General features: G+C 54.9%; 15 protein-coding genes. 7 read left to right on the top strand and 8 right to left on the bottom strand.

Going from position 1 to position 9,559, the window contains the following annotated elements; translation table 11 throughout:
* Nucleotides 1-122: 122 nt before the first annotated feature.
* The 4 genes from HZS80_RS21505 to HZS80_RS21490 all read right to left on the bottom strand — a co-directional run bounded on the left by HZS80_RS21505 (nt 123) and on the right by HZS80_RS21490 (nt 2,185).
* A complete protein-coding gene (locus HZS80_RS21505; RefSeq protein ID WP_179917279.1) occupies nt 123-380 on the bottom strand; it encodes a major coat protein in 258 nt (85 codons plus the stop codon).
* 219 nt (nt 381-599) lie between these two features.
* Entirely contained in the window at nt 600-935 is a 336-nt protein-coding gene (locus HZS80_RS21500) for a hypothetical protein (RefSeq protein ID WP_179917278.1), read from the bottom strand.
* A gap of 372 nt (nt 936-1,307) precedes the next feature.
* A complete protein-coding gene (locus HZS80_RS21495; protein ID WP_179917277.1) occupies nt 1,308-1,976 on the bottom strand; it encodes a hypothetical protein in 669 nt (222 codons plus the stop codon).
* On the bottom strand, nt 1,976-2,185 hold the full coding sequence (locus HZS80_RS21490) for a helix-turn-helix domain-containing protein (protein ID WP_246362411.1): 210 nt from the start codon (nt 2,183-2,185) through the stop codon (nt 1,976-1,978). The genes HZS80_RS21495 and HZS80_RS21490 overlap by 1 nt, the downstream gene beginning before the upstream one ends.
* A 100-nt stretch (nt 2,186-2,285) precedes the next feature.
* On the opposite strand from HZS80_RS21490, the gene HZS80_RS21485 reads away from it, so the two are divergent.
* Together HZS80_RS21485 and HZS80_RS21480 are read left to right on the top strand one after the other, a co-directional pair.
* The gene (locus HZS80_RS21485) at nt 2,286-2,570 is read left to right on the top strand and encodes a helix-turn-helix transcriptional regulator (protein ID WP_045812171.1); all 285 of its coding nucleotides are present in this window, start codon (nt 2,286-2,288) and stop codon (nt 2,568-2,570) included.
* Between the two features lie 210 nt (nt 2,571-2,780).
* Complete coding sequence (locus HZS80_RS21480) at nt 2,781-3,113, top strand: hypothetical protein (protein WP_035564546.1); 333 nt, start codon at nt 2,781-2,783, stop codon at nt 3,111-3,113.
* A 23-nt stretch (nt 3,114-3,136) separates the two neighbouring features.
* Here the strand turns inward: HZS80_RS21480 and HZS80_RS24200 are convergent, their stop codons facing one another.
* The 4 genes from HZS80_RS24200 to HZS80_RS21460 form a co-directional block, all read right to left on the bottom strand.
* Nucleotides 3,137-3,421 carry a DUF4124 domain-containing protein gene (locus HZS80_RS24200; protein ID WP_422822382.1) on the bottom strand — a complete coding sequence of 95 codons (285 nt, stop codon included), beginning with the start codon at nt 3,419-3,421 and terminating at the stop codon, nt 3,137-3,139.
* Between the two features lie 38 nt (nt 3,422-3,459).
* Nucleotides 3,460-3,780 carry a helix-turn-helix domain-containing protein gene (locus tag HZS80_RS21470; protein ID WP_179917275.1) on the bottom strand — a complete coding sequence of 107 codons (321 nt, stop codon included), beginning with the start codon at nt 3,778-3,780 and terminating at the stop codon, nt 3,460-3,462.
* Nucleotides 3,780-4,142: a type II toxin-antitoxin system RelE/ParE family toxin gene (locus HZS80_RS21465; protein ID WP_179917274.1), complete on the bottom strand. Its 363-nt coding sequence runs from the start codon at nt 4,140-4,142 to the stop codon at nt 3,780-3,782. The genes HZS80_RS21470 and HZS80_RS21465 overlap by 1 nt, the downstream gene beginning before the upstream one ends.
* 321 nt (nt 4,143-4,463) lie before the next feature.
* A complete protein-coding gene (locus HZS80_RS21460; protein WP_179917273.1) occupies nt 4,464-5,834 on the bottom strand; it encodes a glycosyltransferase in 1,371 nt (456 codons plus the stop codon).
* Between HZS80_RS21460 and HZS80_RS21455 the strand changes: the two genes are divergently transcribed.
* From HZS80_RS21455 to dctP, 5 genes are all read left to right on the top strand, one after another.
* Nucleotides 5,833-5,973 (top strand): hypothetical protein, encoded by a 141-nt coding sequence (locus tag HZS80_RS21455; protein ID WP_179917272.1) that lies wholly within the window; start codon nt 5,833-5,835, stop codon nt 5,971-5,973. The genes HZS80_RS21460 and HZS80_RS21455 overlap by 2 nt on opposite strands.
* Before the next feature lie 48 nt (nt 5,974-6,021).
* Nucleotides 6,022-6,789, top strand: a complete 768-nt coding sequence (locus tag HZS80_RS21450) for a helix-turn-helix transcriptional regulator (protein ID WP_035564540.1) — start codon at nt 6,022-6,024, stop codon at nt 6,787-6,789.
* Nucleotides 6,790-6,973: 184 nt separating this feature from the next.
* Nucleotides 6,974-7,330 carry a RidA family protein gene (locus tag HZS80_RS21445; RefSeq protein WP_008959745.1) on the top strand — a complete coding sequence of 119 codons (357 nt, stop codon included), beginning with the start codon at nt 6,974-6,976 and terminating at the stop codon, nt 7,328-7,330.
* A gap of 1 nt (nt 7,331) precedes the next feature.
* Nucleotides 7,332-8,273 carry a bifunctional Delta(1)-pyrroline-2-carboxylate/Delta(1)-piperideine-2-carboxylate reductase gene (gene lhpI / locus HZS80_RS21440; RefSeq protein ID WP_008959744.1) on the top strand — a complete coding sequence of 314 codons (942 nt, stop codon included), beginning with the start codon at nt 7,332-7,334 and terminating at the stop codon, nt 8,271-8,273.
* Nucleotides 8,274-8,387: 114 nt separating this feature from the next.
* Nucleotides 8,388-9,461 (top strand): TRAP transporter substrate-binding protein DctP, encoded by a 1,074-nt coding sequence (gene dctP, locus HZS80_RS21435; RefSeq protein WP_008959743.1) that lies wholly within the window; start codon nt 8,388-8,390, stop codon nt 9,459-9,461.
* Nucleotides 9,462-9,559 lie beyond the last annotated feature (98 nt).

The raw sequence follows: 9,559 nt of genomic DNA, 5'->3' as shown, positions 1-9,559 counted from the left end.
CAGTTGTCGGTATCCCATGCTCTGCTTCACTTTGGTAGGTAAGGCAGAGAGGGTACCGGCGCTGGCCCTCCTGCCTCTACCTTGTGATCCAAAGTGCTGCGCTTATTCTATGAATCCAGGGATTAAGTGGCCTTGTTAGCAAATTTCTTGAACAGGCCGATGGCGAGCAGTGAGCCGACCACGCCGACGACGACCGGCCAGGCGGATGACGCCATTTCGGAGGCTCGAGTTTCCAATTCTGAGAAGGCGGCAGCGGCACCGGTGGCTTCCTGTGCGTGAGCGACTGCCGAGCCCATGAGTAGAGCAGCACCGCCTGCGACTTTGCCACGTGTGGTGGTGGCGGCTTGTTTTACGTGTTGTGCGATGGTGTTAAGGGTCATTAGACAGACTCCATAAAGCGTTTGAAGATCAAGATTGAGTATCCGAAAGCCCAACCGAGGGCGTAGGACGTGAATAGGGAACCAACAACAAACGTGACGCTGGGTTCGTTCATCGTTGCCCCCCATTTATTGAGCCGATCCCGAACGCGAGGACGAGGCCGACGCAATAAACCAGGAGCCACAGACCTTCAGGTGTACTTGTGTCCATGGCTCAGAATCCTATTTTTTGTCGCTGTGGGTCGCCGGCTGTGGCTGGCTACCGGTGGCGTTGGGTTTGCGGGCGGCGATGACGTGAAGCACGGTTTTGCCACCGGCGGCGGCGGAGGAGGTGCGCAGTTCGATATCCAGTTCCATGGCACAGGGCATGTGCGGGGCGGTGGCGTGGAGCTGGTCGAAAATGTCATAGGGCGCCGTCATGATGCTGACCTGGTTGCCGATGGCGTTTTCGTTATCGGCTGAGGCGGCTTGCATGATGGAAATTTTGGCGCCCTGGACGCCGTTATCCATCTTGTAGCGAGAGGCACCGATAACGTGGGCTTGAATGGTGTTGATCATGGTGATGGTTCCTTTCGTTAGCGTTGGGTTCTGGCGGCTTGCGTTAGGCAGTAGTCCGCGAGAATGGCTAGCTCAGTGGTTTCAGGTGTAATGCCGCTTTGTACCAGCACCAGGTATTCCGCCTGGGCGTAGTACGTTGCAGCGCGTGCATAGTCCCGGCCGTGGAGGCACCGCTGGCCCCGCTCCCTCAGAGCTCGGGAATCGAGGCAGGGGGTCCCAGCCCGCCCTCCGTGGCCCTTCGGTCTTTCTGCACGGCAGCCCACCTCGGGGGTGGAGTAAACCCTTCGTGCCTCAGGGTTGACACCACCCCCGACGCGGGCTAGGGACGCCGTGCGACCGAAGGGCGACGGATGACGGGCAGGGGACATAGAATTAGGCCTCTGAGCCGTGGGGAGCGGGGGAGGCGGCACGGGAAAGGGCCTCCAGCGGTGCTTTGTCGCCGCTCTCCAGTTGCGCTAGGCCGTACTCGATCAGGCGCTCGGACAAGGCCGAGGAGGTCAAACCGTTGGTGCCCGCCTGGATCAGGTGGCGGCTGTGGGTTTCCGGATCGAGAAAGACGCGGATGGGCTGTTTTTTACTCATGTGCATAACTCCGAAAGGGCTAAAGGCCGTTGTGGATAAAGGGCGACGCGTTAGCCGTGGGGGTGTGGATAGGTGCGCCGGTACCACAATCACCGATGAACTAGGGGAAGGGTCGGCAGATGCAGGGGCGCGGTCGGTGGCCTGGGAGAGGCCGTAGTGCTGGGCGAGGTAGGCCAATGCGTGTTGCAGGTGCTTGAAAGTGATGCTATAGCTCTGGCCTTCATCGTGGATGGAGAAGCTGGAAATGGTGCTGTCATCCAGGTCAAGAACGAGCATGTGAGCGGCGGGTACGTTGATAAAGCAGAACCCACCTGCAGGAACAATGTGGTGATGCAGTACAACGCCACCAGGGATGCTTTCTCCGTCGAGTAAGAGCTTTTGCGTCGCGATGGTGAGGCCATCGGTCTCCAGCAGCGTGCAGGGCGTCGCCAGCGTGGCGAGGGGGGCAAAGGCGGTCATTAGTTCCAGTCCTCCGATTGCAGGCACTCAGCGGTGAAGAGCGCGACGTTAATAAGGCGACGACGCCCCACTTTGATCACTGGGAGGTTCCCCTGGTTAAGCTGACCCCGGACAGTGTCGGGGGATAGGCCAGTTAGCTCGGAGAAACGCTCTATCGTCATGACGGGCACCTGGGGTGCGGGGACGTGGGGCGTGTTGCTCGTTTCCATGCTGTACCTGCTCGCTGTGGCATGTTGTGGTATCTTTAAATGATCAATGCTCACTAGAGCACGCTGTATCATGATTCCAATATAGTAGGATCTTAACATAGTGTCAAAGACTGATGGTGAAAAAATCCGAGAAATTCGAGAAGCAGAAGGAATGGGACGGCAAGAGTTCTCGGAAGTGACAGGAATTAAGAAACAGACCCTGATCAGCACAGAGACAGGAAGGATGACGTGCTCACTAAAAACAGTGAGACAAATCACAGCAGTATTTCCGAAATACAGAATGTGGTTGGTAGATAACCAGGTAGACGAAGAAAAAGGGCAAATAAACCCGGAGATAGAAAAGGCGCGCCGCGAGTTGAAGCAGACAGGGACGGATACCAACTAGCCAAACGAGTTGTGGATAGATGGTATCCAGGGGGAAGGCATTGTGGATAAGGGCAGTAAGGGGATTAAACGTTGTGGATGAAGCGAGAGAAGCATTTCAACAGATGATGAAAATGGCGATCCTGTTTGGTGGGATGGCCATTTTTTATATCTGGATTGAAAGTAAGCTATTAAAAAAATGGAAAAAGAGAAAGCGTAAGGGGAACAGATAATGGAAAGTTTGGACAGAATGCTAAATAATGCGTTGCGTGAGTTTGATGCGGGAATGCAACAAGCAATCTATTACTCAATCTTTATTGATATAGTTTTGCTGATAGCACTTGGAATTTTTACATGGTGCTGTTGTGTATATGTTGTTAATTATAAACGCCTTGTGGATGAAAGTGTAAGGCTTAAGAAAACTCAAAAGCAGCACGCTATTGTTAAATCAGAGCGTGAAAGGTTAGAGGTTAAACGGCTAAAACTAGAACTTGGCTTTAATGAAGAACTGAATAAGTTGGAAATTAATAACGCGAGTAACTCGACACCTCACCATTACAGATAACTACCATATAGAACATCCCCGTATCAAGGGAGGCGAGCACGCATCCTGACTCTGGCATTACGACGTTCGAGGGTGGTTTGATAGACGCTTCTGTGCGGAAAGTAAAAATAACGACGAGGTTGGGGCGTTATTAGTTGGGATGATTGTGAGGGTGGACGCACAGGGGGTGGAGGGATAACAGTAAGGTTATCGGTATCAACCTTACTTGACTCACCACTTGCACAGGGGAAATCCTGAAAGGTGGTATGACCGTTTGCAACACATTTATATAATTCAGCATGTGCAAACGATGATAAGCAGCTAAACATTATGAAAGTTGTTATTTGCCTAACCATCTTTCTCTCCTTTAACCATTAATTTCTAGCGCAACATGCCCTGGTGTTGAGCGTGGGCGAGCCGGACCCACCACAATGCGTACATCTCGGCCAAGTTTGGCGAGGCATTCCAGCATTTTTGATTCACTAATGCCCCGAAACTGGCCTTTTAGCATTGCTGAAACTTTCGGCTGTGGCAAGCCGGTCAATTCAGCTACTTTAACCTGGGTAAGACGGCGGCGTTTGATGACCTCACCGATCTTGGCGGCAAGCTGTGCTTTGATGAGCATTTCATCGGCATCATTGCTGTGGATATCGTCGTAGACGTTGCCGGTGCTTTCTTCAATGATCATTAGATTTCTCCTTTGGCGTGTTTTTCTGCCGCTTTCAATCGGTCACGGATTTTGTCTATATCGGGTTTGGGTGTGGCGATCCCCGTGGATGACTTTTTTTGAAAGCAGTGAAGTACATATACCGCTTCCTGGATGCGAACCGTGTAAACCGCGCGGTAGGTATCACCCTGGTAATCTTCTACTACCTCAAGAACACCAGCCGAGCCAAAGCCTTTGAGTGGCTTAGTTTGAGTGTGTTTTGAACCGGATTGAGCCAGGTGAAACGCGAAGCCGAAAACATCTTTCACATCCTCGGGCATGGCCTGGAGATCTTTTTTTGAGCTAGCTACCCATCGCAAAGGTTTTGGTGATTTGCTATCCATGGGAAAAATATATACCTATTTGGTAATAATGGCAAATGAACGTGAAGTGTCCACATTGTGACAACATTTTTGAGCTGAAACGAGCCAAAACGAGCAATTTTTAAGGTGAAAAAGCTTTAAATTCAATGCAGTGTGCTAGTGTGAGCCGGTGCGCTAAGGCTTCAAAATCCGCCGCCTTTACGGGTGTGCCAGTTCGAGTCTGGCTACCGGCACCATCTTTAAAAAAAGCACTTAGGTGCCTTTTTTTGTGCCCGTCTTTTATGTTTTCTCTCTCCTAAATGCCTGCATGTGTCCACAAAGTGTCCACGTAGGTTCTGGCTTTTACTTGCTCCCACGAGCCAAACTCTCAGCCGCAATCTGGCGATAAAGACTAACAAGCTCTGCGCTCTTCGCATCCTCGTGCCAACTAGCAGCGTAAGCTTGAGCTCGTTTGGCAAGTTGTTGGCAGAGGGCGTTATCGCGTAGCAGGCGGTTAACTTTTGCGGCGAAGTCGTCATGGTTATCCTTGGCGATCAGACAGCCTTCTCCCTCTTTCAGTACATCCAGCGTGCCCATCATAGCGGTGGAAACCACTGGTGTGCCCAGGGCCATCGCTTCAAGCAGGACTAGCCCCTGGGTTTCCGTGCGGGATGCAAATACAAAAACGTCGGCGGCGCGGTAGGCGGCTTGCAGCGGGCCGTGGCGGTCGAGATAGCCAAGGAACAGCACCGATTCTGCCACGCCAACTTCCTGGGCGCGCCGGACAAGCGAGTCATGGGCCGGGCCTTCGCCGGTAATGATTAGCCGGGCGGTGGGGTGTTCGGCTAATACCTGGGGCAGCATATCGATCAGAAAATCGATGTTCTTCTCAAAGGCGGCGCGGCCGACATAGAGCAGCAGGCGCGCATCTGTAGGCAGATCGTAATGAGCACGAAAGTCGCTATCATCCTGGGCCCCCTGGGGGTGGCAGAACGACTCCAGCGACAAACCGGTGGGAATGACCGTAGAGGGCGTGGTCACTCCGTAGCGGGTAAGGGTTTCCTGCATGGCCCGTGAAGGAGCGACCAAGGCGTCGAGCTGCTGGCACTGGTGCACTGAAAGCCGACGCGCGGCAAGTCGTAGCCAGCGTCGTGGAAGCCAGCGGATATAGTGGTGAACATACTCCTCAAAGAGGGTGTGGTAGGTCGCTATCACCGGAAGCCCGAGTCGACGCCCAAGCGCTACACCGGCATAGTGGGCGGTAAACGGTGTATGGACATGAATGAGATCAAAGGCTTCACCTGCCAGCGAAGGTGCCAGGGCTAGCAGATCACGGTAGCGCATCATGCGGTCTTCAGGATCGCCGGGCACGCGGCGGGTAGGAATACGCAGCACGCCCGGTTCGTCCACTTGGCCCACCGGGTAGTCGGGGCAGATCAGCGTGACCGAGTGGCCCAAACGCTCAAGGGCACCGTGAAAACTGGCAATGGAGGTGGAAACGCCATTGACACGGGGGAAGTAAACATCCGAAATCATCAATACTTTCATACCGCCCTGCGGCATGTTGGTCGTTGACGCTGCTGGGTGAAACAGCGTTAAAGTCGATGCTAGCCGCGCCTTGCGGTCAGCTTCACGTTGTAGATGCAGGGCATTACCGTTGGCTAATTGAGTTAGGGCCGCGAGTTCTGGGTCACTGAGAGGAGAGCTGAGATAGGGGCGTCGGCGCTGTGGCATGTTGTTTGGACTCTTTTGGCAGCTTATTGCCACGCTAACCCGAGTCCATGACTGGCGGATGACAGCCAGCACCCAGCTTGCGCCCATTGAGCAGAGCGTTTGCGCACAGTGGGCGGTTCCCTCGCTTTTTGTTGCCTAGCCGTTTTATAGTGCTTCAATAGCACTCGACGAAAGACGGTAATCGACCATGGCCCTTTTTGAGCTGCATAGCCGCAACTTAGCCCAGGAGCAGGTGGCCCATACCCACGATTTCCATCAGCTTATTCTGGCCACTTGTGGCGTCACGGAGCTTTCGATGGAAGGTCGGGGGGAGCGGGTTACCGCTCGCCGTGGCTGTCTGATTCCTTCCTCGCGCCATCACGAGTACCAGGGTGATGGCAGTAATCGCACTCTGGTGTTGGATATTCCCGTTGCGCATTTGGCGTCGCTTGAAAAGGGCAGCGAGATTGAACGCCTGTTTGATAAACCGCGCTTTTTCAGCGTGCCGCCCGCGTTAAACCAACTGACCCACGCCCTGGCCAATCAGCTTGAACAGTGCCCTGGGCTGCAGAATGAAATCGCGATTCTGCTGCTGCGTGCGCTGACCATGTACCTGCAAGATGCCTCTCCCTCAGAGGTCGGGCAATTGGGTCAGCACTGCATCAGCGAACGCCTCGATCTTGCCCGCCTGGATGCTTGGTTGGATCAGCATCTTGCCGATGAGATCCGTGTCGAGCAGCTAGCTGCTTTATGTGCCTTGAGCCCAGGACACTTTCACAGCTGCTTTCGTGAGCTGACCGGCGTGACGCCGCTGGCCTACGTGCAGCGCAGGCGCTTAGAGCATGCCCGTACCTTGGTTCGCCATAGCACGCTCAGCTTAGGGCATATCGCCATGCTGGTGGGCTTTCGCGATCAAGGCAGTTTTTCCCGCGCCTATCGGCGTTATTTCGAGCTTTCCCCTTCTTCAGATCGTTAGGTTCCCATCTGGCCGCTAGCCCCTCGCCGAACCGTTAGTGATAAAATTTTCCTGCCTGCATGACTTGCGGGCAAATCTACCTCAGCTTCGGGCAAGTAATTTGCCTGCTAGCGCTTTAGTCTTTGACTAATCCCTTATATCAACACCCTTTATATCAGCAGCACCGCTTTCAAGGAGCAACACCATGGGCGTTACCTATCAAGACAGCAATGCACGTATGAGCCAAGTGGCGATTCACAACGGCACCGTTTATCTAGCAGGCCAGGTTCCACCTGATGCCACCGCGGATATGCGCGGCCAAACCGAGCAAGTGCTGGCGCGTATCGATCAACTGCTAGCCCAAGCGGGCACCTCGAAAGAGCATTTGATATCGGCGCAAATCTGGGTCACCAGCATGGCGGAATTCGATCAAATGAACGCGGCTTGGGACGCCTGGGTCGTGCCCGGTCGTCCGCCGGTGCGTGCCGCGCTTGAAGCCCAGCTCGCCAAGCCCGAGTGGAAAGTTGAGATCATGGTGGTAGCCGCGCTGCCGGAGGCCTGATATGCGGGTTGTTACTGCCGAAGAGGTCACTCGCCACCTGACGTGGGATGGCTTGATCAAGCGGCTACACACAACGTTCGTGAACGGCGTGGAGTCACCTCCCCGCCATCACCACGCGATGCACCGGCCCGATGGCGAAGCCACCATGCTGCTAATGCCCGCCTGGGAAGCGGCGGGCTATATCGGCGTGAAAATGGTCAACGTGTTTCCGCAAAACGCCGACCACGGTATCCCGGCCATCTCTGGTCTTTATTTGCTCAGCGAGGGCAAACATGGCCAGCCGCTGGCCTGTATCGATGGCAGCGAGTTAACTCGGCGTCGTACGGCGGCGGCCTCCGCGCTGGCCGCCCAAGCCTTGGCGATTGAAAACGCAGAAACGCTGCTAGTGGTGGGCACCGGTAAGTTGGCGCCCATGGTGATTGAGGCTCACGCCAGCGTGCGCCCTATCAAACGTGTGCTGATCTGGGGCCGTAATCCCAGTAAAGCAGCAGCCATCGCCGACGAGTATGCCGAACGCTTTGAAACCCACGTAGTGGAAGAGTTGGCGGATGCGGTGGCTGAAGCGGATATCGTCAGTTGTGTGACGCTCTCTACCCAGCCGCTGATCAAGGGCGAGTGGCTGACGCCCGGTACCCATCTGGATTTGATCGGCGCGTTTCGGCCACAGATGCGCGAAACCGATGCGCTGTGTTTGCGACGCTCAGAGGTGTTTGTGGACACCTACGCCGGTGCCAAAGGCGAAGCGGGCGATGTTCTGCAAGCCATTGAAGAGGGCGAATTCCAGTTCGACCAGATCCAAGCGGAGCTTGCCGAGGTGCTAAGCGGGGCTAAATCGGGGCGCTCTGGGCCAGAGGCCATCACGCTCTTCAAATCGGTGGGCGCCTCGCTTGAAGACTTGGCCGCTGCTATTGAAGTGTGGGAGTCACTCCCCGAACAGCCATAATTTTTTCAGCAGACATGGCTTTAATAATAACAACAGTAACAACGACATCGTCACCGATCAGGTGGCCACGCCAGTCATAACGAAGACCGACCAATAATCAAAACGAGGTGTGTTATGAACGCTAAAAAATCTGCACTTTTCGCCGCCTTGGCGGCACTTCCGCTAGCCATTGCCAGCGCTAATGCTCAAGCGCAATCCTATGAAATGGTGATCGCCACGCAGTTGCCCGAGGATATGAGTAATAACGAAATCTATCCGGCGCTGGTGCATTTCAAAAATTTGGTAGAGGCGCGCACCGATGGAGATCTAGAGGTCACCATCTTTGGTGGCGGCCAGCTGGGCTCTGAAGTGGAAAACGGCTCGGAAGTGCAGGGCGGGCGAACGCTACAGTCGACCATTATGTCCGCCGGGGCGATGTCATCCTTCTACGAAGACTACCAAGTCGTTACGGCGCCTTTCCTGTTTACCAACTGGCGCCAGGCGTGGAGCTTCTTTGACAGCGAATGGTTCGCCGACTTTATGTCCGGCACCGTCGAAGATGCCGATATGCGCTATTTGGGCACCTTCGACGATGGCGGTGGTTTTGTCGCTTTCACTAATAACGTGCGCTTGATCGAGACCGTTGAAGATTTAGAAGGCCTTAATATCCGTACCGAAGAGAACCCTGCCCACGTGGCGATTATGCGCTCGCTAGGCGCTTCTGCTACGCCACTGCCCTGGGGCGAGCTGATCACCGCGCTGGAAACCGGCCTGGCCGATGGTCAGTTCAATGCGCCGGTACTTAACACCACCTTTAACTTTGATGCAGTGACCGACTACACCACGCTCACAGGGCATGTGTATAACAGTGCGCCCTGGGTCGTCAGCGAGTCGTGGTACCAGTCGCTACCCGAAGAGCATCAGCAGGCCGTGATTAGTTCTGCGCGGGAGGCGATTCAGCTGAGCCACGGTATGTCTGGCGCGTTAGCGACCGCCAGTTGGGTCGAGTCCTGCGAGCGCTTCGAGGAGTGCTACCTAATGCCCGACGCCGAACGCGAGCGGATGGCGGAAATTGCTCGTCCCGCCTGGCAGGCGTGGATCGTCGATGACTTCGGCATGGACGAAGCCCGCGTGCAGGGGCTGCTGGGTGAAGTCGAGCGTGTCGGCCAGCAGTTGGCAGACGACGACTACCGCATTTATGGTCAATAAATTCAGAGTCAATAAATGCAGGGCCAATAAGGCTAGGGATAAAAAGAACCAGGCCAATAACGGTTAGCGAACGATATACGCTGGGGCGATGTGTGGCC

It is taken from the genome of Vreelandella glaciei, from assembly GCF_013415125.1.
In the GTDB taxonomy this organism is placed as follows: Bacteria; Pseudomonadota; Gammaproteobacteria; order Pseudomonadales; family Halomonadaceae; genus Vreelandella; species Vreelandella glaciei.
Note: the sequence above shows the minus strand (reverse complement) of the source record. Positions and strands in the feature narration are given on the sequence as shown.